This is a genomic window from Citrobacter sp. B72 (genome assembly GCF_016894305.1).
GTDB classification, from domain to species: domain Bacteria; phylum Pseudomonadota; class Gammaproteobacteria; order Enterobacterales; family Enterobacteriaceae; genus Citrobacter; species Citrobacter portucalensis.
On the sequence record NZ_CP069801.1, the window covers coordinates 2,434,485 to 2,458,255 of the forward strand.

A 23,771-nucleotide genomic window follows, 5' to 3' on the forward strand; every position below is an offset into this window, starting at 1 on the left:
TATGACGTACGCAGTGGAGTTTCATAACGTCTCGCGTTTGTATGGGGATGTTCGTGCAGTTGATGGGGTAAGTATTGCGATTAACGACGGTGAGTTTTTCTCTATGCTGGGGCCATCCGGCTCCGGCAAGACCACTTGTCTGCGCCTGATTGCCGGGTTTGAGCAGCTGTCAGGCGGCGCAATTACCATTTTTGGTAAGCAGGCCAGCGAATTACCGCCCTGGGAACGGGACGTCAATACGGTATTTCAGGATTACGCGTTATTCCCGCACATGTCGATTCTCGACAACGTCGCTTACGGGCTGATGGTCAAAGGCATCGATAAAAAACAGCGCCACGCCAAAGCGCGAGAGGCGTTGGATAAAGTTGCGCTCGGTTTTGTTTATGAACGTAAACCGTCGCAGCTTTCCGGTGGGCAACGTCAGCGCGTGGCGATTGCCCGGGCACTGGTCAATGAGCCGCGCGTCCTGCTGTTGGATGAGCCGCTCGGGGCATTGGATCTTAAATTGCGTGAACAGATGCAGCTGGAACTGAAAAAATTACAGCAATCTCTTGGCATCACGTTCATTTTTGTTACTCACGATCAGGGTGAAGCCCTGTCGATGTCCGATCGTGTGGCGGTGTTTAATAACGGTCGCATTGAACAGGTAGATTCTCCGCGTGAACTGTATATGCGTCCACGTACGCCGTTTGTGGCAAGTTTCGTCGGGACGTCAAATGTCTTCGATGCGACGATGTCGGCGAACGTTTGCGGGCTACAGGGGATGTTCTCCCTGCGTCCGGAACATATTCGTTTGAATGATGCCGGGGGAGAAGTCCAGGCTACGGGAGTTATCCAGGCGGTGCAGTATCAGGGGGCGGCGACGCGGTTTGAACTAAAACTCGCCGGAGGGGAAAAATTGCTGGTTAGCCAGGCGAATCTGACGGGCGAAATGCTACCGTCAACGTTGTCGCCAGGTCAGCAGGTGATGGCATCCTGGTCACGCGACGTGATGGTACCGCTGGTTGAGGAGAGGTGAATGGCTATGAACGTCTTACATTCGCCTCCACAGTCGACCAACCTGAATCGGATCTCAGGTTACTTCTGGCGTAATCCGGGGCTGGGGCTGTTTTTGCTGCTCCTCGGACCGCTGATGTGGTTTGGCATCGTCTACTTTGGCTCATTACTGACGCTGTTGTGGCAAGGTTTTTATACCTTCGACGATTTCACCATGTCGGTCACACCAGACCTGACGCTGGCGAATTTGCAGGCGCTGTTTAATCCCGCTAACTACGACATCATTTTGCGCACTCTGACGATGGCGGTAGCGGTCACCATCGCCAGCGCGATTCTGGCGTTTCCGATGGCGTGGTATATGGCTCGCTATACCAGCGGCAAAATGAAGGCTTTTTTTTACATTGCCGTAATGTTGCCAATGTGGGCCAGCTACATCGTTAAAGCCTATGCGTGGACGCTGCTGTTGGCTAAAGACGGCGTGGCGCAGTGGTTTTTAACCCACCTTGGGCTGGAGCCGTTGCTGCTTTCGTTCCTGACATTGCCTGCGGTAGGCGGCAATACGCTGTCGACTTCAGGGTTAGGGCGTTTCCTGGTGTTCGTCTATATCTGGCTGCCGTTTATGATCCTGCCGGTACAGGCCGCGCTGGAGAGACTTCCGCCGTCGCTGTTACAGGCTTCTGCTGATTTGGGCGCGCGTCCGCGTCAAACCTTCCGCTATGTGGTGCTTCCATTGGCGATACCGGGTATTGCAGCGGGTTCGATCTTTACCTTCTCTCTGACGTTGGGTGACTTTATTGTGCCGCAACTGGTGGGACCGCCGGGTTATTTCATCGGCAACATGGTGTATTCGCAACAAGGGGCGATCGGCAATATGCCGATGGCGGCGGCATTTACTCTGGTGCCGATTGTGTTAATCGCACTGTATCTGGCGTTCGTGAAGCGTCTGGGAGCTTTCGATGCACTCTGAACGCGCACCCTGGCTACTCAAACTGGCGGCATGGGGCGGGGTTATTTTCCTGCACTTTCCCATCCTCATCATCGCCACCTATGCTTTTAATACTGAGGAGGCTGCTTTTAGTTTTCCACCCCAAGGATTAACGCTGAAGTGGTTTAGCGTTGCTGCGCAGCGTAGCGATATCCTGGAATCTGTGACGTTGTCACTTAAGATCGCTGCGTTGTCGACAGCTATTGCCCTTGTTCTGGGGACGCTGGCCGCGGCCGCGCTGTGGCGTAGGGACTTTTTTGGCAAAAGTGCAATATCGCTGTTGCTACTGTTGCCGATCGCGCTGCCGGGCATTATTACCGGCCTTGCGCTGTTGACCGCGTTTAAAACCATCAACCTGGAACCGGGTTTTCTCACGATCGTGGTGGGCCATGCGACATTTTGCGTGGTGGTGGTGTTTAACAACGTTGTGGCGCGTTTTCGCCGTACCTCATGGAGTCTGGTCGAAGCGTCTATGGATCTTGGCGCCAATGGCTGGCAAACCTTTCGTTATGTCGTGCTGCCAAATCTGGCATCGGCACTTCTGGCGGGGGGGATGCTGGCGTTTGCCTTGTCGTTTGATGAAATCATCGTGACAACGTTCACCGCCGGACATGAAAGAACACTTCCTCTGTGGTTGCTCAATCAATTGGGCCGTCCACGGGATGTGCCTGTCACCAACGTTGTGGCATTGCTGGTAATGCTGGTGACAACACTGCCAATTTTAGGGGCCTGGTGGCTAACGCGTGAAGGCGACACTCTCGCCAGAAACGGTAAATAAACGACGATATGGGAAATTGCTATGCAACATCAATTACTGATTAATGGCGAGCTGGTCAACGGTGAAGGTGAAAAGCAGCCAGTCTATAACCCTGCCACTGGTGAACTCATTCTGGAGATTGCTGAGGCGTCAGCCATGCAGGTTGATGCCGCTGTACGTGCGGCAGACGCCGCGTTTGCCACCTGGGGGCAAACCACGCCGAAAGTCCGCTCTGAACTGCTGCTGAAACTGGCGGATGCTATTGCTGATAACGCGCAAACCTTCGCTGAGCTGGAATCACTTAACTGCGGTAAACCGCTGCACTGTGTTCTCAACGATGAAATTCCCGCTATTGTCGATGTTTTCCGCTTCTTTGCCGGTGCGGCGCGTACCCTGCAAGGACAGGCGGCCGGTGAATATCTGGAAGGGCATACCTCGATGATTCGCCGTGATCCGCTGGGCGTGGTGGCTTCTATTGCGCCGTGGAACTATCCGCTGATGATGGCGGCGTGGAAGCTGGCTCCAGCGTTGGCGGCGGGGAACTGCGTGGTGATTAAACCGTCAGAAATTACTCCGCTGACAGCGCTTAAATTAGCCGAATTCGCCAAAGACATTTATCCGGCTGGCGTGATTAACGTGCTGTTTGGTCGCGGTAAAACGGTGGGCGATCCGCTGACCGGTCATGAAAAAGTGTGTATGGTTTCGCTGACCGGCTCCATTGCAACCGGCGAACACATTATTCAGCACACCGCGCCGTCAATTAAGCGTACGCATATGGAACTGGGCGGAAAAGCTCCGGTGATCATTTTTGATGATGCCGATCTGGATGCAGTGGTGAGCGGCGTGCGGACCTTTGGTTATTACAACGCCGGGCAGGACTGTACCGCCGCTTGCCGAATCTATGCCCAGAAAGGCATTTATGATGCACTGGTCGAAAAACTTGGCGCCGCCGTTGCCAGCCTGAAAATCGGTCCGCCGAATGATGAATCGACCGAGCTGGGACCAGTGAGCTCGCAGGCACATCTCGATCGCGTGACTAAAGCGGTCGATGAGGCTAAAGCGTTGGGCCATATTAAGGTCATCACCGGCGGTAAAAAAGTGGATGGTTCAGGCTACTATTTTGCCCCGACGCTGCTTGCTGGGGCGAAGCAGGACGATGCCATCGTACAGCGGGAAGTTTTCGGTCCGGTGGTCAGCGTGACCGTATTTGATGATGAAGATCAGGTGCTGGCATGGGCCAACGATTCGAAATACGGCCTGGCATCCTCCGTCTGGACCCGGGATGTTGGGCGAGCGCATCGCTTTAGCGCTCGCCTGCAATATGGTTGCACCTGGGTCAATACCCATTTCACGCTGGTTAGCGAGATGCCGCACGGTGGGCAAAAACAGTCCGGCTATGGAAAGGATATGTCGGTTTATGGGCTGGAGGATTACACGGTTATTCGCCATGTTATGATCAAGCATGAGTAATATCTTAAGCGCGATCGGCGAATGGGGCACGGATAGCTAAATATTGGCATACGTGTGTCTATACTATTCGCGCCACTGGCCTCGTCGCCATCGGACGGCGGTAAGTTGGAAATATCCGCGAGGTCAGGCTAATTGATACAACAAAGCCCCAGCATATAGCCGGGGCTTTGTGCTTTCAGGATCGCCATCGGGTTTATCTGCGGCCCAGGCTGCAAAGCCAGGCGAGTAGGGCACAGACGCTCAGAACCAGCCCCAGTTGCTGCACCATGCCTGCTAAACCCAGCATCATCCCAAGTAACAGGTAATAGCTTAATCCGAACAAAGCACCGGCGGCCCCGACCTGTTCACGGTAGTGACGCAGCGCCTGACTCAGCACATTGGGAATGGCGATACCATAGGCAATCACCACGCCGAACACCGGAATCAGGATCCACGCGGAGTGCTGTAAACACCATGCGACGAGACCTGACAACACTGCCAGCACACAGGCATAACGTACCAGTCGCTCCGGCGTCAGACCTGTCGTTAACAGTCTTCGGTTCAGCAGGCTACCTGACAGAGAAGCAAACGCAAGTAGCAACCCCGTCCAGCCAAAGGCTCTGGAGCTCCATCCTAATTGCCCAAAAAGAAACGGTGCCAGGCTGTAATAGTTAAACAGCATGGTGTTCAGCAGGGCAACCAGCATGGCGTTTTTCCGCAACTCACTGTCCCGCATCATGCGGGAAAATAGCGCGGCAAGCTTCGGGCTGAGCGTATGTTCGGGCCGGGTTTCTGGCAGCATGGTCGCTGTCAGTATTAGCAGTAGCAACGCCAACAGCACAAGGGCAACAAAGACACCGGTATGGCCGTACAGACTCACTAACCAACCTCCGCTTAGCAGGCCAAAAACCGGACTCAATGCCAGCGCGGCCCCCATCACGGAAAAGACGCGCGATAGCGCAGTTGATTCATAACTGTCCCTTAGCATGGTCTGTACCACGACCGACCCCGCAGCCGCACCGACGGCGGAGATCATCCGTGCCAGCAGCAAAACGCTGAAGTCGGTGGCAACAACGGCCAATGCGCAACCTGTTCCATAGCAGATAAGCCCTGCCAACATCGCCCAACGTCGTCCGATGCAGTCACTTAGCCAACCCCATATCGCTACGCCGACGGCAAAGGCAACAAAATAAACGGAGAGTGTTTGAGCCGCGCGCTCACTGCTTACGTGAAAAGAGGTAGCGATACCCGGCAATGCCGGGCTGTAAATGGTTTCCACCAGTTGTGGAAACATAATCAGTAGCGTAAGAAGCCACAGCGATGGGCGACGAAGTGTGTTCATAGCAATATCCAGAGAGACAGAAAACAGGCGGGCATTATTGCTGAAAGGGATATGTCGTATTACCATTATCAGGACTTTAAATATCAAATATCAGACAGATAATGAAAATTGCCCCTGATGATGCTTTTGATGCGGATAGCTTTGATAAACCGGTAATCGGTATTGCTGCCGATATGGGGGTACATGATTCCGGGCGGCACAGTCATCTTCGTCATCAGCTACTTTTTTCGGCAGCGGGAAGTATTACGATTGAGCTGGAGCAGGCCCTGTGTCTGCTACCGCCACGTCGTGCGGTTTGGATCCCGGCAGGCACGGTACATCGCGCCATAATGCGTGGTGTGATGGCTTATCGCTCTTTGTACTTTTCTACCGCATTGCCGTTATCTGAGTTACCGCTGCAGATAGTCGAAGTTAATCCGCTGTTTTTTGAAGTGATAGAACGTATGGCCTTCTGGCCATGGGAAATGCCTGCCGCACAGCAGTCCAGCCTCATTACCGTTTTTTGTGAGGAAATGCGTGCCGCCCGCACTGAAAACTGGACATTGCAGTATCCCTCAGATCCGCGGCTTAACGTGTGGCTCAAGGGATTACGCATGGGAGAATTGCCACCACGACTGAATCAATTGTCCCGACAGGTTGGGGCATGCGAGAGGACGATCAGCCGAATATTTATCAGGGATACCGGGATGAATTATCAGGACTGGCGGCAGCAATTTAGGCTGTTAAAAGCCATGGAGATGTTGGCTGACGGAGGCCATATCAGCCAGGTCGCGCAATATCTGGAGTTTGTCAGCGACAGTGCTTTTATTGCGTTCTTCCATCAACATACCGGCACAACACCTGGCCGATATTCGGGCAATATAATGCCGCAGAAGGATTAGGGGTATTACATATTAAGGATAATTTACCCAGTAATAGCAGAGTGGGAAGATCGTTTACTGATGGCAGAGAGAAGATCCTCTCTGCCAGCGGACGCTGCAATTAATCAAGAAGAGTTACATCAAGCAAACCAGCCGAACCTTGCGGATATCAGACTGAAAAGTCCTACAGCAGCAAATATATTTATCAGCACCACAGTTTTACTGGAAACATTCATTTTTGCCACCTTTCGTTTTAACCCTTATGGGTATAGTACGGCTTATAACTATCCGCAATAGTACGAATTCTGAACATAATGAAAATGGGTTGTTTTACAGCCGTTTTTCTTAAATTAATTAATAAAACTTGATGTGAGTCATGAAAAAGAGCATATTGCGCGCGATTTTCCCTTCTGGCCAGGATGCCTTAAATGTCCCTATACCAAAAAATGTTGGTTTTTTATGCGGTGATGGCCGTCATCACGGCAATCATCACCTGGTTTCTTTCCCGCGATAAAAAGCGGATCCGCTTTCTTAGCGCGGTATTAGTCGGGGCGACCTGGCCGATGAGTTTTCCCGTTGCGCTGATGTTTTCTCTTTTCTGATGACGGCGTATTCGCCGTTTCAGGAGAAAAGCAGGGCATCTAATCGTTTTTTGTCGGTTTCAGAGACATCCTGTGGGTGCTGATATCCCGCATTCTCATTCGCACGGGTGTACAAGGCAACCAGCCAGTCGTAAACGTAACGGCTTGCACCATGCGAGGGTTGTTCATCCAGCTTCGTCAGGCGTAACATCGGCGATTGCTTCGGCGCGCTAAAAATAGCCGATCCTTTTTGGATCCTGCTGGCAGGGCGCTGTTCCTCAGCAACGTCGGCAAATCCAAGCCAGGTAATAAAATCACCAATATCGGCGTGTAACTGCGCGGCACAGACATTTTCGCGCTGCATAATGCGCTGTAAGCGTTGTGGCATCTCCAGGCGATAGCTGGTGGTGACGAGAATGTCGGCAACCTGCCTTAACGTACGGGGATCGAGTCGTAAACGGCGGGCATTATTTTCATCGCGACACCACTGGCGCACGTGGTTAATCCACATTTTGTGTGCCTGATATCCGGTCTCCTGACTTTCCGGCGAGTGTAGTGTGTCACGCACCTCGGCAAACAGGTCAATCTCTTCATTAAATAAACCGCTTACCTGCTCCTCGCGAGGTTGCTGAATACGCAGCAGCGACTCAAAAATGCGCATCGGCGGGAGCAAACCATCCAGCAGTTCGCCATGTTTTGCCGCTTGCGCCTGTAACTGGCGGATCACCGACTCGTGGCTATCCGATTCAGCTTGAGCGGGATTAATCCAGCTTTTCAGAGTTTCGCGGATGCACCGTTGATGCTGCTCGCGTAGAGAAGTCAACCTGGCCTGGCGCTGCTGTGGTGAGGTTGCCTGAGTCAGCCATTCGACAAGACGTTGTAAGCTATGTTTATCCAGTGCCTGCAACGTGCCCCAATGCAGCCCGGGCTTGCCCATTAATTGCTGCACGGATTCATCAAGGTTTTGCTGGGTACTAAAACGCGCATCCTGCGGGGTAATGGCCCAAACCACGCCCGGTAATGCGGCATCATGAACAGGTTGGGTATCGTTGACCCAGCCCAACAGCTTGCGGGTGATGGCGGGCGTCTGGGCGCGGGCAGAAACCGCGTTGCAGATTAAGAGCACATCCGGTTGCAGGTGCTGGCGATAATGTTCCAGCATCCAGCCTAATTTTGCCTGCCACAGTGGATGAGGATGAGCATCCGGGGCGAGGGGGATATCGAGCAGATCGACATTCTCCAGCACCGAGTCTTCAACAGTCAGGACCAGCTCGCGCGTGAGCAGCGCCAGTGACGACAAAGAAAGACTGACCGCATTGAGCAACTGATGATTTTCAATCGGATGAACCACCACATCGCTTTGCGCCTCATTATTGCTGGTCAATGCCACCTGGGTCAGGAAACTTTCGGCAGGTAAACCAAAATGATCAACCAGCAGGCTCAGCGGGGCCGCTAATTCTTGCGCGTGTCCGGTTTGTTGCAACGTGTGCGCCAGCGCCAGCCACTGCTGCGTCAGCTCTGGTTGTTCTCCCCACAGTAACGCCCAGGCGTTTGCCCGGGTAGTCAGATCCAGTGCGGGCAGCAACGTGGCAAACTGATACCATAGTGCATCGTCAATTTGCTGCTGGTTTGCCGGTACGCAGGAGCGCCAGAAACGACCAATTGCCGCAACATCATGTGCGGTAATGCCCGGCACCGGGTGACGCTGACGCAGCGTTTGCCATTTTTCCAGGCGCGCCTCAATAATCGATTTCTCGACCTGTCGGTTGTCCGGGAGCGCGCTGAACTGGGCGATAAATAGCTGTACCAGTTCGGCTTCACTGAGTAACCGCAGACGCAACGGCCATTCGCTATCATGCGGATTTTCATCGCGCGTAAAACGGATCGCCATATTGGTTGGTGCATGGCCCGGATTAATATGCGAGAAATAATCAAAGCTGCGATCCGGGGTAACAATATTCACTTTGCCAGTGGCATTGCAGCACAATGCCGCCAGCAGATGTGCTTTTGCCGATTGTGAGTGTCCGTATAACCCTATACATCCTTGCGATGAAAAGGTCGTCTTCAGCGCAGATTCACTCACTGCGGCTAGCGTAAGCTGTGCCAGCAGGGCATCCGCTTCATCATCAAGACGCACCGCACGTTGACGGGTATCAGCGACCCACTCTATGGCGGCCTGCGCGGTATTTAACATCTTACTCATTTCAGGTACACGCTCCCGCTATCAATCCAGTAATGGCTTCCGCTATGGCGACGGTCTGCCAGCGTATTCAGTTTTAACGTTAAGGCATTGGCGGCAACGGGGGTGCCATCCTGTAACCAGGCATCACTCAGGATGAAGAATTCCGGGCCACTTTCTTTGCTGCCGCCGCGTAGCTGCAGCCGAACATTCAACACGCCATCTCCGGCGATAGTTTTTGCCAGTTCGGCAGAGTTTATGCTGAGCGTATACAGCGGCGTGGCAGGCCAGCGGCTGTTTGCCAGTTGCCGGAATCCTAACGTCACGTTGCCACGTAACGGGAAATGCAGCCGGGCATCCAGTTTCGCCCCGGGTTTATCCAGATCAATATCGTGATACCAGATGTTCTCATCACGCAGGGTATTGACCGTATTATCCAGCACACCGAGGAAGCGTACGGTCGAGTAAGCGCCGATATCGGCAGCTTTAAAGTTAAATCGTGGCAAACGCAAATCCAGCGCCAGGCTGCACAGCATAGCGCCTACAGCAGCGGTGGATTTAGGGTTACCAATCCGCCCCTGTTGGCTGAACGGATACCACTCATGCACGCGGTAGTTATCCATCCAGATCATACGGTTAACCGGAACAGGTTGCAGATGGCGGATCAACGCCTGTACACCCGGTAAACAGGCGGGCCTGCCGGTCACTAATAAGATATCGCAGCGATAATGTGAAATGGCCTCACAAACCGCGTGCAGCGGGGAAGTCAGGGTAAATTGACCCGCTAACAGTGCTTCTTGTAACTGCCTGAACTGTACCTGTAACGGCACGCTCAGAACATCAAACGCTGGCGACCCTGCTGGCAACGCATGGTCGATAGCCTGTTGGATGTAGTTCATCACGTTGCGCGTGGGTTGTTGACTCAGGAGTTCGCCAAAGGTGGCATGTAGCCCGGCGACCGGATCGTTAATATCGCTTTGTTCCCAGGCAGAGAGGACCGCATGACCAAGCGGCATAAAGAGCTGCAACGCCGTTTGTTGACGCAAAATCGCCTGGGTGTCAATGCGCCCGGAATCGCCAAACAGCGTGGCCAGCAATGCGGCGGCGTCGGTCACGCCAGCCTGTTGTAAGCGGGTTTGCAGCGCAGGCAACACGCAGCGCTGAATCACGTCCAGCAGCATGTCATCGCCCGCAACTTTAAAACCTTCACGGAACAGCAGATGCGGGGTAATTTTGACATTCGCGCCAACGCCGTCATCAAGCTGGTAATGAACGACAGCCATATCCGTTGTCCCGCCGCCAATATCGATCGATGCCACGCGCAGTGCTCGACCTTTAGTCTCACCAGGCTCCGGCAAACGGTCCGGGCGGGCAAGGGCGTTAAAGAACGATTCGGTGTGGCCATCGTAGTGTGAGATAGCCTCGTTATACAGCCACACCAGTTGCCCGCAGCTGGCTTCATCCCATTCCATCTGAATTTCAGGTACGGGAACCACACTCTTTTCCTGCTGCTTACGGGTGGTGAAGTCTTCATCCTGCGGGTGCCAGCCCATCGCTTTCCAGACCAGGGCAATAGCTTCAAACATGCGCAGGCGGAAAATCTCGCGCTCCTGTTTGGGCATCGCCGACGGTAGGGTCAGGATCAGCGTCCGCAACTGACGAGGAGACGCCGGGAATCCGAGGCGCAAACGCGTCGCTACGCTGTTAATTTGCCCCAGCGCCTGGGCCAGTATTTCGCACAGCATATGCGTCATCAGCGTGCTGCGGCTGTATTGTGGTGAGAACACTGGTAGACGATCGTCCTGCGGCAGGCTGAACAGCGGTTGCCCGTCATCGTTCATCAGGTTCATCAGCGGGAAGGCGGTAGCCAGCGGTTCGCGCTGGGTTTTGCCATTCATCTGGCTAAAGCGCCAGTCATGTAACACCGGCGTTTCATCCCACAGATAGCGGCGCGGGCTTGAGATCCCACTGTTGCCCTCGGTGCCCATACGCTGCATCGCCAGCTTACGGGCTTCATCACCCACACGCACAATCGACGGCCAGATAAAGGCGTCATCACGTCCGCTCTCAACGGAAAAGTGCTGCTTACCAAAGCGCGCTTCGGAAAACTCCAGCCGACTGGTGAATAGCGGATCGTTGAGGAACTGCGGCTCGCTTAACGAACGGACCTGCAATTCAGCGGTCTGACGCAGCCCGTCATTGGCATCCCCGTGATCTTCAATCAGGACACCACAGGTATGGGTATTACCGATATCCAAAATAAGATCGACGGGAATGGCGGGTGTGCTAAGGGTGTGCGTAACCAGTTTCACTTCCGGGACGGAAAGCTGCTCACCTAACAGGGTCAGCACATTCAGCCAGTGCGCCTGGTATTCAAAGTTACGCAGCGCCTGCTGGATCTCTTGTTCTGAGCGGTGCTCATGTTGGGTGACATGGTGCATAAAAGATTCGCGCAACCAGCCGTCAATCCAGGTCTGGTCAAGGAAATCAGCAATTTCGTTGTCATGCCAGGCCAGCGCAAACCGTGTACCGTTAAGCAGATCATTTTCGTTGGGGGTTAACGCCGCAGGGGCATTTTCAGTAAGCTGGCTGTCCAGCGCTACGGTAACACGGTGGGTGTTGCCCGCGCTGTCCGGCTGCGGCAGCTTTCGCACCTGCACGCGTGCCCAGTTATCCGGACCTTCAACAAACGTACGCGGCGGGTTAAAGCGCAAAAACGGCAGCGGCAGCCAGACGCCGTCGAGCACGTCCAGCGAATAGTGCAGCGTCTGAGTACTTTCCGGCTTCACCACTTCGGGTTGCGCGCCGGTGCTGCCCGGTAGGGTATAGCGTCCTGACGTCAGATCGAAGTCTAGTCTCAGTAGCGGACCGTTTGCCGTTTTGCGCACAAAGCGTCCGTGGTGCGCAGATTCCTGCGGCGTGAGGCCGAAATCCAGGAATTGCACACCGCTATTGGCGATGAGCGTCACGCTCTGTTTGTAATCACACAGATTCACCAACATAAAATCAGGCACCTATCTTTTTGATCGTCAGAGGGATTTCCGCGTGATCGTCATAACGCGCGGTACAGGCGGCGACGTCATTGGTTCCCGCTTTACAGGTAATTTCAGGCATCGGATAACGTGAACCGTCGGTACAACGGGCATTGCCGCGACTCTTAATCATTAATTCACCCGACTGGTGCAAACCAGAGAAAATCTCGGCACGACAAACAATATTGTCACCATGAACCACGCGCGCAGTGCCTTTATTGGCCTGAATCTGATAGCGCAGCGACGGCGCTTTGCCGCTCACCGGATCTTTAACATCGACTATGACGCGCCAGTTACCGTTGAGAAAACGCGTCGTTCCTGCCTTCATCTGGTTGGCATCCATCACCAGCGCATCTTTTGGAATTGCGGCGATCACCACCGGTCCTTCGACAGGTTTCTCTTTCTTCGCAGTTGGGGTCACTTCAGCACGATGCAGGGGCAGTGCAGATGTCAGTGCTGGCAGCGGTGCCATATCAACCATAGCGACTTCAATAGCGGCTACTGCGGGTACGGGCTGGGTGGTCTGTTGCTTCCACAGCAGCGGCCCAACGATGGCTGCAATAATCACTGCGGCAACGGGGAGGCTCCACAGCGGCAGGCGGCGTATGGGCTTCTCCTGTACCGGCGACGCAGTGACTTCAGGTTCGTTAACAATAACCGGGGGTTGAGGTTCAGGTTCAGCCGGTTTTGGCTGATCAACGACCGGCGTCAGTAAGGGGACATCGGCCTCGGCAAAGGTAATTTCCGGTGCGATTTCTTCTTCCTGTTCTGACTCTGCTACGGTAACCACAGGAGGAACATCGGCAATGCGCAGGCAGTCGAGCACATCGTCGCGGGGATTTTCATTCAGATTGACGAAGCCCCAGAACGTAATAACGGGTTTGCCATCAACCAGAAACACGTGATTTTCACCGGGAAATTGGATGGCTTTTTCGAGCAGCGAGCCAAACAGCTGTAGGGAGGTTTTCCCCGATTGCAGACTTTTACGGCTCAGGGACGCCGCATTTTCCAGCGTACTCCCCAGATAGCGCAGCGCACGAAAACGTGCTTCTTCATCAGCGGCTTTCCACGCCACGGCTTTCCCTTCTATCGGGGAATACCAGTCAACCCGATCGCCGTTGTCGTTAATTTGTGGGATCGCCAGACAATCCACCATCGCCTGCTGTTTACGCAGACGAAGCGTTTCACGAATTTGCAATGCTGAATCAAACACGGCCTGACCACCGCCGCCCACGGCCTGATAGTCATCCAAATTGCCGCTGCGCAAGAGAGTTTTTGCCACGTTGTTACCCCTTAGACTTCTTCACGTATCTACTTTACGTTTTATAAAAACGAGCAAACGGCGAAAGAGAGGCAAAAAGGGGCTAATTTTCATGGCATAGAGTGCCGGGAAAAATCTTGACGTTTTGAAAAAGACTTAAGGGAAATTAATTCGCTTGGAGTGATGAATTATTCAGCGAAATACACCGGATTAGAATAACCTGATAGTGATTTGTTATTGGTCAGTTTTTGTCAGCTATGCTCTGATATCCCTGTTAATAATAAAATAAGAAGGCTTATAACCATGATTGCAAGGAAAACGTTACTCGCGCTGGCTCTCAGCGCTGTCTTACCGTCAGGCGCTGCGTTCGCGGCCAATACTGACACCATCATCTATTGCTCTGAAGCATCTCCGGAGTCATTTAACCCGCAAATCGCCAGTTCAGGTCCTTCATTTGTGGCCAGTTCACAGGTGCTCTACAACCGACTCATCAACTTTGATCCGGTAAAGAATACCCCGATACCGTCTCTGGCAACGGACTGGACGATTTCCCCGGACGGTAAAACTTACACGTTTACCCTGCGTCAGGGCGTGAAATTCAACAGTAATAAATTCTTTAAACCGACCCGCGACTTCAACGCTGATGACGTGATTTTCTCGGTATTACGGCAGAAAGATGCTGATCATCCGTATCACAAGGTTTCTCAGGGAAGCTACGAATACTTTAACGATGTTGGTCTGGATAAACTGATTAAAGAAGTGAAGAAGGTCGATGATTATCACGTTCAGTTTGTCCTCAATGAACCTAATGCCGCGTTTCTTGCCGACTGGGGTATGGATTTTGCCTCCATCCTTTCTGCGGAATATGCCGACGCGATGCTGAAAAAAGGCACCCCGGAAAACGTCGATAACTGGCCGATTGGCACCGGTCCTTACGTGTTGCAACAGTACAAGCAGGACTCGCAAATCCGCTATCTTGCCAACCCTAACTACTGGGATGGTGCCGTTCCAACGAAGCACCTGATCTTCTCAATCACGCCAAACGTCCAGACGCGGCTGGCAAAACTGCAAACCAATGAGTGCCAGATAATCCCGGCGCCAGCCCCCGTACAGTTTGACGAGATTAAAAAGAATAAAGATTTGACGCTGCATTCGGTTGAAGCGCTGAACGTCGGATATCTGGCGTTTAATACCGAGAAAAAACCGTTTGATAACGTACTGGTGCGTCAGGCGCTAAACTACGCGACCGATAAAAAGGCCATTATTAACGCCGTCTTTTTAGGTTCCGGTACGGTGGCAAAATCGCCGATTCCGCCGAATATGATGGGCTTCAATAAAGATCTGCAGGATTACGCTTACGACCCGCAAAAGGCAAAAGATCTGCTGAAGCAGGCGGGGCTGGAAAACGGCTTTGAAGCGACGCTGTGGTCAATGCCGGTTCAGCGCCCTTACAACCCGAACTCCCGACGGATTGCTGAGATGATCCAGAGCGACTGGGCAAAGGTGGGCGTGAAGGCGAAAATTGTGTCGTACGAGTGGGGGGAATATCTCTCCGGAATGCGTAAAGGTGAGCATGACACCGCGTTGTTTGGCTGGATGTCAGACAACGGCGATCCGGATAACTTCGCCGATGTGCTGCTGGGCTGCGACAGCATAAAAACCGGATCTAACGCCGCGCGCTGGTGCGATAAAGAGTATAATTCGTTGGTTCAAAAGGCGAAGCTGGTGAGTAAACCGGAAGAGCGCGCCGCGCTTTACCAGCAATCGCAAGAGATTTTCTACCAGCAGGCTCCGTGGATAGCTCTGGCAAACGGTAAAACGTTCTACGCTACGCGCAGCAACGTCAGCGGATACAGCGTCAGCCTGATGGGCAGTGATTTTTCAAAAGCAAAATTAAATTAATGAGTTAAGGAGAGGTTATGTCGCATCTGGATGAGGTCAGCGCACGTGTTGATGCCGCCATTGAAGAGAGCGTCATTACGCATATGAATGAATTGCTGATTGAGCTCAGCGATGATGTCGCGTTGAGCCGGGAAGACCGCTATACCCAGCAACAGCGTTTGCGTACGGCTATCGCACATCATGGCCGTCAGCATAAAGAAGATATGGAAGCCCGTCGCGAACAGTTGACCAAAGGCGGCACAATCCTCTGATATTTCACTTATCCGACCTACAGGCACGTTCTGTAGGTCTGATAAGCGAAGCGCCATCAGGCAATTAAAATGAACGTCTCGCCACCAGCCACGCCCCGATGACCAACAGCACCGCGCCACAGACCGGACCTACCAACGCCCGCAGCGGCACGCCGTGACTACGTAGAATATCCAGCACCAGTCCGCCGATTAACTGGCTAGCCACCAGCACCGCGATAGTGGTAGCGGCCCCCACATTTTGGTACCCACTGATACTGGCAAAAACAAAGAACGATCCAAGCAATCCGGGGATGAGCGTCCACCAGCGCACGCTGGAAACCAGTTCTCCAAATCCCGCAGCTCCTTGCTTAAACCACAGTATGCTGACAAACAGCACGATCCCGACCAGCGAGTTAAGCAACATGGCGATGAGGATCGTCGAGGACGTCTGGGTGATGCGTACCATCAAGGTATTTTGCACCACCAGACCAATACCTGCGGCAATCAGAAAGGAGAGGGTCAGCGTCTGATTCATCTACAGGCATCCGGATCGCGGCGATCGTCTAGCTGTAACTGCATGAAGGTCAGATCCAGCCAACGGCCAAACTTGGTGCCAACCTGCGGCATTTGCGCGGTGGTTTTAAAACCCAGCAAGCTGTGCAGATGCAGTGATGCCTGATTCTGAGACTCAATACCTGCCACCATCACATGCTTGCCGCATGCGCGGGCTTCGTCTATCAGTCTGCTGAGCAGTGCCCGTCCTAGCCCTTTTCCCTGATGTTCAGGATGAACATACACCGAATGTTCAACGGTATGACGGAAGCCATCAAAGTTACGCCAGTCGCCAAAGGAGGCGTATCCTGTAACAACGCCATTCTCTTCACTCACCAGCACCGGATACCCCATCAATTGGCGGGCTTCATACCAGGAAATACGGTTTTCGGCATCGACCGTTTGATCGTTCCAGATAGCCGCCGTATGCAGTACCGCATGGTTGTAGATTTCTGCAATGGCGGCGCAGTCTTCTTTGCTGGCAAATCGAATTGACATGTTGAACCTCAGGGCTTGTTCACTATAGTATTACAATATGAATACTATTGAAGACAGCATAAATCAACGGATCAGTGCAAGAATTCGCATCGAGCGGGAATCTCGCGGTTGGTCACTCACGGAACTTGCCGAGCGCGCGGGTGTGTCGCGGGCCATGATCCATAAAATAGAACGCGGCGAGAGTAGTCCAACGGCTACGCTGCTGGGCAGGCTTTCCGGCGCGTTTGGCATTAGCATGTCTACCCTGATTGCGCGGGCTGAAATGCAAGAGGGCAAGCTGCTGCGATTCGTCGATCAGCCTGTTTGGTACGATCCACAAAGTCACTATCTGCGCCGCCATGTTTCACCGCGCAGCGATCTGCCTATCGATCTGGTGCAGATCGAATTACCCGCCGGAAGTGATATCCCGATGCCAGCCTCTTCCTATGTGCAGGCCAGACAACTTATCTGGTTACAGCAGGGAGAATTAGTCTTTGTCGAAGGAGACGTACGCCATGAAATGCAGGCAGGTGATTGCCTGGAACTTGGCCCGCCGAATGACTGTCGGTTTATCAATGAAGCCGCGCAACCCTGCGTTTACCTGGTTGTGCGGTTAAATCACGTCGTCAGCTAAATAGCAGGAACGGGCTGCTACTATTGATGGATTCATGCCAAAAGCAGAGGAGCACATCATGGGTCAACAGATTAATCGTAACCGTCGTTGGGTACTGGCTTCCCGCCCACATGGCGCGCCAGTCCCAGAGAACTTCCGTCTTGAAGAAGATGAAGTCGCAACACCGGGCGAAGGCCAGATGTTGTTGCGCACCGTTTATCTTTCCCTTGATCCCTACATGCGTGGCCGCATGAGCGATGAGCCATCTTACTCACCACCAGTAGAGATTGGTGGTGTTATGGTGGGGGGTACCGTAAGTCGCGTGGTGTCATCCCTCCATCCGGACTACCAGCCAGGCGAATGGGTATTGAGCTACAGCGGTTGGCAGGACTATGACATCTCCGACGGTAACGGGCTGGTGAAGCTTGGCGATCATCCCGAGCATCCTTCCTGGGCGCTGGGAGTTATGGGTATGCCGGGGTTTACCGCTTATATGGGCCTGCTGGATATCGGTCAGCCAAAAGCCGGGGAAACGCTGGTGGTAGCTGCCGCAACCGGGCCGGTTGGCGCAACGGTCGGGCAGATCGGTAAGCTTAAGGGTTGTCGGGTGATAGGTGTGGCGGGTGGGGCAGAGAAATGCCGACATGCCACCGAGGTCTTGGGTTTTGATGTCTGTCTCGATCACCACGCACAAGATTTTGCGCAACAACTGGCAAAAGCCTGCCCGCAGGGTATTGATATTTATTACGAAAACGTCGGTGGAAAAGTATTTGATGCCGTTCTGCCATTGCTCAATACCTCAGCGCGGATTCCGCTTTGTGGCCTGGTCAGCGGTTATAACGCAACGTCGCTTCCGGCCGGACCTGACAGATTACCGCTGTTAATGGCAACGCTGCTGAAAAAGCGTATCCGCATGCAGGGTTTTATCATTGGTCAGGATTATGGACACCGTATTCATGAGTTTCAGCGGGAGATGGGGCGCTGGGTTAAAGAGGGCAAAATCCACTACCGCGAGCAGGTGACCGACGGTCTGGAAAATGCGCCACAAACCTTTATCGGTCTGCTGACCGGCAAAAACTTCGGCAAGGTAGTGATTCGTCTTGCTGAGGAATGATGCGTAAAGGTGGAAGACGGTGAATGCCTGTAACCAGGCCTGCTTCGTACAAAATGTAGGCCTGGTAAAATGCCAATGTCGTTATCTGGTATTCATGGAGGAAATAAGAAGGTTACTACATGAAAGCGAATAAACACTCCACATTGAGATAAATAATGATTACTATTCTCATTCTTAAAAAGGCAAAACCATGATTTTGCTCATTGAAGCTATGTGAAGCAGTAACAAACGAATTTATCAAAGGGAGTCGTCATGTCTTTACGTCATCTGTTTTCGCCGCGTCTGCGTGGTTCTTTACTGTTAGGTTCACTGCTCGTTGCATCATCTTTTACTACGCAGGCTGCAGAAGAACTGCTGCGCAAAGCCGTCAGCAAAGGCGCCTATGAAATGGCGTACAGCCAGCAAGAGAACGCGCTGTGGCTGGCGACCTCACAGAGCCGCAAACTGGATACCGGCGGGGTGGTTTATCGTCTTGACCCGGTCACCCTCGAAGTGACCCAGGTGATTCATAACGATCTCAAACCGTTTGGTGCCACCATCAACAACGCCACGCAAACGCTGTGGTTCGGCAACACGGTAAACAGCGCGGTTACGGCGATGGATGCCAAAACCGGTGCGGTGAAAGGACGTCTGGTGCTGGATGCGCGTAAGCGTTCTGAAGACGTTCGCCCGCTGCAGCCGCGTGAGCTGGTCGCCGATGATGCCACCAACACGGTATACATTAGCGGTATTGGTAAAGAGAGCGTGATTTGGGTGGTGGACGGTGAGACGATCAAGCTGAAGGACACCATCCAGAATACCGGCAAAATGAGCACCGCTCTGGCTGTCGACAGCAAGGCTAAACGCCTGTACACCGCCAATGCCGACGGTGAATTCATTACCATTGACACCGCCACTAACAAAATTCTCAGCCGCAAAAAACTGCTGGATGACGGGAAAGAGCATTTCTTTATCAACCTGAGCCTGGACACAGCGGGCAACCGCGCCTTTGTCACCGACTCTAAAGCGGCGGAAGTGCTGGTAATCGATACCCGTAATGGCAATGTACTGGCAAAAGTAGCCGCGCCGGAATCCCTGGCCGTGTTGTTCAACCCAACGCGTAATGAAGCCTACGTGACTCATCGCCAGGCCGGTAAAGTGAGTGTGATCGACGCGAAAAGCTATAAAGTCGTCAAAACATTCGAGACCCCAACGTTCCCGAATAGCCTGGCGCTCTCCGCCGATGGTAAAACCCTGTACGTCAGCGTGAAACAGAAATCTACCCGCGAGCAGGAAGCCACTCAGCCGGACGATGTTATTCGTATTGCGCTATAAAACATCCGGAGGGGGAAACCCCTCCTGTCATTTCTCTAAACCCCACGATACGCCTCGTTACACCCCGCCAGTAGCCCGAGCCACTTCAGGGACTTACACTACGCCCTCAACGGCTAACTGAATAACACGGGAATACCATGAAAAAGCCATTTATCTGTCTTTGTGCAGGCGTAATGCTCTTTACCCTTGCAGGATGCACCACCGATTACGTCATGACGACCAAAAGTGGACAAACCATCACCACCCAGGGTAAGCCAAAACTGGATAAAGATACGGGAATGACCAGCTATACCGATCAGGATGGAAATGCGCGGGAAATTAACAGCAATGATGTAGCGCAGTTGATTGAAGCGAACTAAAAATGAAGGCCTGAAGGGTTAACCAGTCAGGCCTTCAGCCATTACGGCGCGGTGCGGTGGATTTCCGCGACGCGTTTACGCACGCCGAACCAGCCTGCAACCAGCAGGATGGCAATCAACGGTAATGACGCGATGGTGTAGGTGCCGTTTGGATAGTCAAACGCCATCAGCACCAGCACGCTCAGCAAGAACAGCAGCGTGAGCCATGAGGTAAACGGAGCGCCCGGCAGTTTAAAGCTGACGTCTGCCGTTTTACCTTCTTTTATGGCCCGACGCAGACGCATCTGACAGACCATGATAAAGCCCCACGACGCAATAATGCCCAACGACGCGAAGTTCAACACGATCTCAAACACCTGCGACGGTACCAGATAGTTCAGAAATACCCCGACGACATAGACGACCAACGTGGCGAGGATCCCAGCCCAGGGTACCTGCTGACGGCTCATTTTAGCCATGAATTTAGGCGCCGATCCGCCCATCGACATGGAACGTAAAATACGCCCGGTGCAATACAGCCCAGAGTTAAGGCTGGAAAGCGCCGCGGTGAGCACCACAATATTCATGATACTGCCGATATACGGCACGCCCAGTTTGGAGAAGAAGGTAACAAACGGGCTTTGCCCCGCCTGATAGGCATTCCACGGCAGTAACAGAACCAGCAGCACGACAGAACCCACATAGAACAGACCAATACGCCAGATAACGCTATTGATCGCTTTTGGCACCATGGTTTGCGGATCTTTGCATTCTCCAGCAGCGGTGCCCACCAGTTCAATGGAGGCAAACGCAAAAACTACCCCCTGAACCAGTACCAGCGCGGGAAGCAGACCATGTGGGAAGAATCCACCGTTGTCGGTGATCAGGTGAAAACCGGTGGCGTTACCATCCAGCGGCTTTCCAGTGCCTAAAAAGACGGTACCCACCACCAGGAAAATCACAATCGCCAGCACTTTGACCAGCGCAAACCAAAACTCCATCTCCGCGAACCACTTCACGCCGATCATGTTCATGGTGCCAACAATGGCCAGCGCCCCGAGGGCGAACACCCACTGCGGTACATCACCAAATGCGCCCCAGTAATGCATATACAACGCCACCGCGGTGATATCGACAATACCGGTCATCGCCCAGTTGATGAAGTACATCCAGCCAGCCACATAGGCGGCTTTCTCACCTAAAAATTCACGGGCGTAGGAGACAAAGCTGCCGCTGGAAGGGCGATGTAAAACCAGTTCACCAAGCGCGCGCAGTATAAAGAACGAAAAAATACCGCACACCAGATAGACCAGCGCCAAAGCAGGACCCGCCATTTGCAAGCGTGCGCCAGCCCCTAAAAACAACCCGGTACCAATTGCGCCACCAATGGCGATCATTTGTACCTGTCGATTCCCCATCGCTTTGTGATACCCCTCTTCGTGGGCATTCAACCAGCGTCGTTTCGCCGCATGTTGTTCCGCGGCTTGCATGTTGTTTGTGTTCATTACTTTTCCTGTTGACCTGACAAAAATACAAAATCCTTTTTGCCGCACCAGTTGCGGCGAAAACAGCGTTACCCTTCATTGTGTTACGGGGAAAACTGCCGGCCGAGCATCCTACATTCAATTGTTCGGTTCCGCAAAGCCCCGATAACAAGAATTCAGCATTTTTGTACAGCCAGCACTGGCGCGGTGTGGCCTCGATTCAGCCAATAAAAGAGAAGGGCGTAAATACGTAGATAGGTGTGCGCTTATCGAGACATTCACCCGATAAGCGCTGTAAGGTTATGCTGATACGCCAAAGACCTGAACGGCCTGCTGTAAGCGCGATGAACGTTGAGTCAGATCGGCGGTAGCATCGGTGACACGCTCCACCATCTCGGCGTTATTGTGTGTCATGGTGCCAACGCGTGAAATCGAATCGTTAATCAGATCCAGCGCCTGGGTTTGCTCACGCGTCGCCAGACTAATATCTTTGATCATCATCGACATCTGCAGGACGTCGCCAATCATCCCAGTGAGATGTGTTTCCGTTTGCTCCACCATTTTGACGCCGCTGTTAACGTTAGCGACATTCTTCTCAATCAGCTGTTTGATCTCTTTTGCTGCCGACGCCGAGTGCTGCGCCAGATTACGGACCTCTGCCGCCACAACGGCAAAACCACGCCCGGACTCCCCGGCTCGCGCGGCTTCAACCGCGGCATTGAGCGCCAGAATATTAGTCTGGAAAGCAATACTGTCGATAACGCCGATGATGTCGACTATCTGCCCGTTGTCACGCGATATCGCCTGCATCATGGCGATAGTTTGTTTCATAATATCGCCGCCTTCTGCCGCATTGGCGCTGGTTTTATCGGCCATGGTCATAGTATGAGCTGCAGTCTCAGCAGTTTGCTGTACCGCGCTACCAATTTCTTCAATGGCGGCAGCGGTTTGTTGCAGGTCGGCGGAGGTTTCTTCTGAACGCTTGTGCAGCGCCGTACCTTCTTTTGATACCCGCTGACTGATGGCGCGAATACCGGATATTTGCGTACTGACATCATCGACCAGGGAATTCAGATTAAGCCCGGACTGATTAACCAGACGCATCAGCATTCCGATCTCATCCACCCGATTTAAATGACAGTTATCAGGTTTTCTCCCGGATACCACTTTCTTCATTTGCGTCAGTAGCGTATTAACTGGCTGACAAATTTGATACTTAAGGTAAATAGCAAGCATCAGAAATAAGAACAATAACCCTCCCGCCTGAATAAATGGATTAACAGGAGTGAAGAGAAATAGCACAGCGAGCAGGGCGATTACCCCTAAAGAATAATTGACGCGCTGGCTAATGCTCAGCCATTTAAACATTGATGCCCATGACAATATTCCGCGACGAATGAAAATACCTTTAAAAAGACGAAACCCTTTAAGCTGCTGATTATTAATTTTTTGATATAAGCTTTCGCTTTGAGTTATTTCATCGCGCGAAGGAACGGTACGCACCGAGATGTAGCCGGTGAGTTTTTCATTGTGCCAGACCGGCGTAACGTTGGCGCGAACCCAGTAATGGTCGCCATTTTTTCGACGGTTTTTCACCATCCCCGTCCAGCTGTCTCCCTGCTGTAGCGTGTACCACATATCGGCGAACGCCGCGGGAGGCATATCGGGATGGCGAATAATATTATGTGGTTCGCCCATTAACTGCTGTTCGTTAAATCCGCTGGCATCAATAAACGCGGAGTTGGCGTAGGTAATATGACTTTCTTTATCCGTCGTAGAAAGCAGCGTCGCTTTATCGTTAAGTGCGTGCTCAATTTGTGTAACGGGCATGTTACTTTTCATAGAGGTCCCATGGTGCTATGTATAATCCATACAAAAATCCCCGCAATAAAATCGGGGGATATTAAAATCTGTTTTAAACCGTTTTAATAAGAAACGTTGCATTCTCTACTAATCATCAATTCTGTGGAAGTAGTTAAAATAAAAATTTCTATGTACATCATTCATCCTGTGTCATAAAAGTGAAACAATTAATACAAGCGTATAACGTGACAAGTCGTTTAAACTGACTTAACGTAAATCGCGTTAAAAAACCTTTTCGTAAAAAGAAAACTGGCATCAAATGATTTTGATGTTATTACCGTGATGCCAACGACCCTATTATATTTTGTAGGCTATTAATTGCGGGTATTTTTCAGTTGAGCGTTACGACCTGTACTGGGCGATCCAAATTTTAACCCTGGCAGCGACAGGGGTTGTTATCTACTTTTTAGCTGAGCAAATGTGAATTAAATGTTTCAGTATG

Annotated in this window: 21 protein-coding genes; 12 read left to right on the top strand and 9 right to left on the bottom strand. The window is 52.5% G+C overall.

The genetic code is table 11. The annotated features are described in order from the left end of the window. The first annotated feature begins 1 nt into the window (after position 1). Genes JQN59_RS11630 through patD form a run of 4 tightly spaced genes read left to right on the top strand, consistent with a single transcriptional unit; the run spans position 2 to position 4,208 of the window. A complete protein-coding gene (locus tag JQN59_RS11630; RefSeq protein ID WP_003833135.1) occupies positions 2 to 1,018 on the top strand; it encodes an ABC transporter ATP-binding protein in 1,017 nt (338 codons plus the stop codon). Next, on the top strand, positions 1,019 to 1,963 hold the full coding sequence (locus JQN59_RS11635; protein WP_003833133.1) for an ABC transporter permease: 945 nt from the start codon (positions 1,019 to 1,021) through the stop codon (positions 1,961 to 1,963). Continuing rightward, the gene (locus tag JQN59_RS11640) at positions 1,953 to 2,759 is read left to right on the top strand and encodes an ABC transporter permease (protein WP_149607256.1); all 807 of its coding nucleotides are present in this window, start codon (positions 1,953 to 1,955) and stop codon (positions 2,757 to 2,759) included. The genes JQN59_RS11635 and JQN59_RS11640 overlap by 11 nt, the downstream gene beginning before the upstream one ends. A 21-nt stretch (positions 2,760 to 2,780) precedes the next feature. Beyond that, complete coding sequence (patD, locus tag JQN59_RS11645) at positions 2,781 to 4,208, top strand: aminobutyraldehyde dehydrogenase (RefSeq protein WP_204528201.1); 1,428 nt, start codon at positions 2,781 to 2,783, stop codon at positions 4,206 to 4,208. A gap of 193 nt (positions 4,209 to 4,401) precedes the next feature. Here the strand turns inward: patD and JQN59_RS11650 are convergent, their stop codons facing one another. Beyond that, complete coding sequence (locus JQN59_RS11650; protein ID WP_204528202.1) at positions 4,402 to 5,529, bottom strand: multidrug effflux MFS transporter; 1,128 nt, start codon at positions 5,527 to 5,529, stop codon at positions 4,402 to 4,404. Between the two features lie 101 nt (positions 5,530 to 5,630). Here JQN59_RS11650 and JQN59_RS11655 point away from each other — a divergent pair, with 101 nt between their 5' ends. Next, positions 5,631 to 6,410: an AraC family transcriptional regulator gene (locus JQN59_RS11655; RefSeq protein WP_048214153.1), complete on the top strand. Its 780-nt coding sequence runs from the start codon at positions 5,631 to 5,633 to the stop codon at positions 6,408 to 6,410. Positions 6,411 to 6,529: 119 nt separating this feature from the next. Here JQN59_RS11655 and yncL read toward each other — a convergent pair whose 3' ends face one another. Further along, entirely contained in the window at positions 6,530 to 6,625 is a 96-nt protein-coding gene (gene yncL, locus JQN59_RS11660; RefSeq protein ID WP_071524268.1) for a stress response membrane protein YncL, read from the bottom strand. Between the two features lie 192 nt (positions 6,626 to 6,817). Between yncL and JQN59_RS11665 the strand changes: the two genes are divergently transcribed. Next, positions 6,818 to 6,991 (top strand): GhoT/OrtT family toxin, encoded by a 174-nt coding sequence (locus JQN59_RS11665; RefSeq protein WP_003020198.1) that lies wholly within the window; start codon positions 6,818 to 6,820, stop codon positions 6,989 to 6,991. Between the two features lie 19 nt (positions 6,992 to 7,010). Here JQN59_RS11665 and JQN59_RS11670 read toward each other — a convergent pair whose 3' ends face one another. Genes JQN59_RS11670 through JQN59_RS11680 form a run of 3 tightly spaced genes read right to left on the bottom strand, consistent with a single transcriptional unit; the run spans position 7,011 to position 13,463 of the window. Then, on the bottom strand, positions 7,011 to 9,173 hold the full coding sequence (locus JQN59_RS11670; RefSeq protein WP_149607255.1) for a virulence factor SrfC family protein: 2,163 nt from the start codon (positions 9,171 to 9,173) through the stop codon (positions 7,011 to 7,013). After that, the gene (locus JQN59_RS11675; protein ID WP_103014936.1) at positions 9,170 to 12,151 is read right to left on the bottom strand and encodes a virulence factor SrfB; all 2,982 of its coding nucleotides are present in this window, start codon (positions 12,149 to 12,151) and stop codon (positions 9,170 to 9,172) included. Before JQN59_RS11675 ends, JQN59_RS11670 begins: the two co-directional genes overlap by 4 nt. A 4-nt stretch (positions 12,152 to 12,155) precedes the next feature. Continuing rightward, positions 12,156 to 13,463, bottom strand: a complete 1,308-nt coding sequence (locus tag JQN59_RS11680; protein WP_149607254.1) for an SrfA family protein — start codon at positions 13,461 to 13,463, stop codon at positions 12,156 to 12,158. Positions 13,464 to 13,745: 282 nt separating this feature from the next. On the opposite strand from JQN59_RS11680, the gene JQN59_RS11685 reads away from it, so the two are divergent. Both JQN59_RS11685 and JQN59_RS11690 read left to right on the top strand, forming a co-directional pair. Beyond that, positions 13,746 to 15,344, top strand: a complete 1,599-nt coding sequence (locus JQN59_RS11685; RefSeq protein WP_048227591.1) for an ABC transporter substrate-binding protein — start codon at positions 13,746 to 13,748, stop codon at positions 15,342 to 15,344. A gap of 17 nt (positions 15,345 to 15,361) precedes the next feature. After that, on the top strand, positions 15,362 to 15,595 hold the full coding sequence (locus JQN59_RS11690; protein WP_003020183.1) for a YdcY family protein: 234 nt from the start codon (positions 15,362 to 15,364) through the stop codon (positions 15,593 to 15,595). Between the two features lie 64 nt (positions 15,596 to 15,659). On the opposite strand, the gene JQN59_RS11695 is transcribed toward JQN59_RS11690, so the two are convergent. Together JQN59_RS11695 and JQN59_RS11700 are read right to left on the bottom strand one after the other, a co-directional pair. Beyond that, positions 15,660 to 16,109, bottom strand: coding sequence for a DMT family transporter (locus tag JQN59_RS11695; protein WP_048227592.1), 450 nt, complete (start codon positions 16,107 to 16,109; stop codon positions 15,660 to 15,662). Further along, positions 16,106 to 16,624 carry a GNAT family N-acetyltransferase gene (locus tag JQN59_RS11700; protein WP_048214158.1) on the bottom strand — a complete coding sequence of 173 codons (519 nt, stop codon included), beginning with the start codon at positions 16,622 to 16,624 and terminating at the stop codon, positions 16,106 to 16,108. The genes JQN59_RS11695 and JQN59_RS11700 overlap by 4 nt, the downstream gene beginning before the upstream one ends. A gap of 37 nt (positions 16,625 to 16,661) precedes the next feature. Here JQN59_RS11700 and JQN59_RS11705 point away from each other — a divergent pair, with 37 nt between their 5' ends. The 4 genes from JQN59_RS11705 to JQN59_RS11720 all read left to right on the top strand — a co-directional run bounded on the left by JQN59_RS11705 (position 16,662) and on the right by JQN59_RS11720 (position 20,003). Further along, positions 16,662 to 17,237: a helix-turn-helix domain-containing protein gene (locus JQN59_RS11705; RefSeq protein WP_149607253.1), complete on the top strand. Its 576-nt coding sequence runs from the start codon at positions 16,662 to 16,664 to the stop codon at positions 17,235 to 17,237. Between the two features lie 58 nt (positions 17,238 to 17,295). Continuing rightward, the gene (locus tag JQN59_RS11710) at positions 17,296 to 18,330 is read left to right on the top strand and encodes an NADP-dependent oxidoreductase (protein ID WP_149607252.1); all 1,035 of its coding nucleotides are present in this window, start codon (positions 17,296 to 17,298) and stop codon (positions 18,328 to 18,330) included. 252 nt (positions 18,331 to 18,582) lie between these two features. Continuing rightward, positions 18,583 to 19,644 (top strand): 7-bladed beta-propeller protein YncE, encoded by a 1,062-nt coding sequence (gene yncE, locus JQN59_RS11715; RefSeq protein WP_149607251.1) that lies wholly within the window; start codon positions 18,583 to 18,585, stop codon positions 19,642 to 19,644. Positions 19,645 to 19,781: 137 nt separating this feature from the next. Continuing rightward, positions 19,782 to 20,003, top strand: coding sequence for a YgdI/YgdR family lipoprotein (locus JQN59_RS11720; protein WP_003020157.1), 222 nt, complete (start codon positions 19,782 to 19,784; stop codon positions 20,001 to 20,003). A gap of 41 nt (positions 20,004 to 20,044) precedes the next feature. Here JQN59_RS11720 and ansP read toward each other — a convergent pair whose 3' ends face one another. Continuing rightward, positions 20,045 to 21,487, bottom strand: coding sequence for an L-asparagine permease (gene ansP / locus JQN59_RS11725; RefSeq protein ID WP_149607250.1), 1,443 nt, complete (start codon positions 21,485 to 21,487; stop codon positions 20,045 to 20,047). A 279-nt stretch (positions 21,488 to 21,766) separates the two neighbouring features. Beyond that, positions 21,767 to 23,308, bottom strand: coding sequence for a methyl-accepting chemotaxis protein (locus JQN59_RS11730; protein WP_149607249.1), 1,542 nt, complete (start codon positions 23,306 to 23,308; stop codon positions 21,767 to 21,769). Between the last annotated feature and the right edge of the window lie 463 nt (positions 23,309 to 23,771).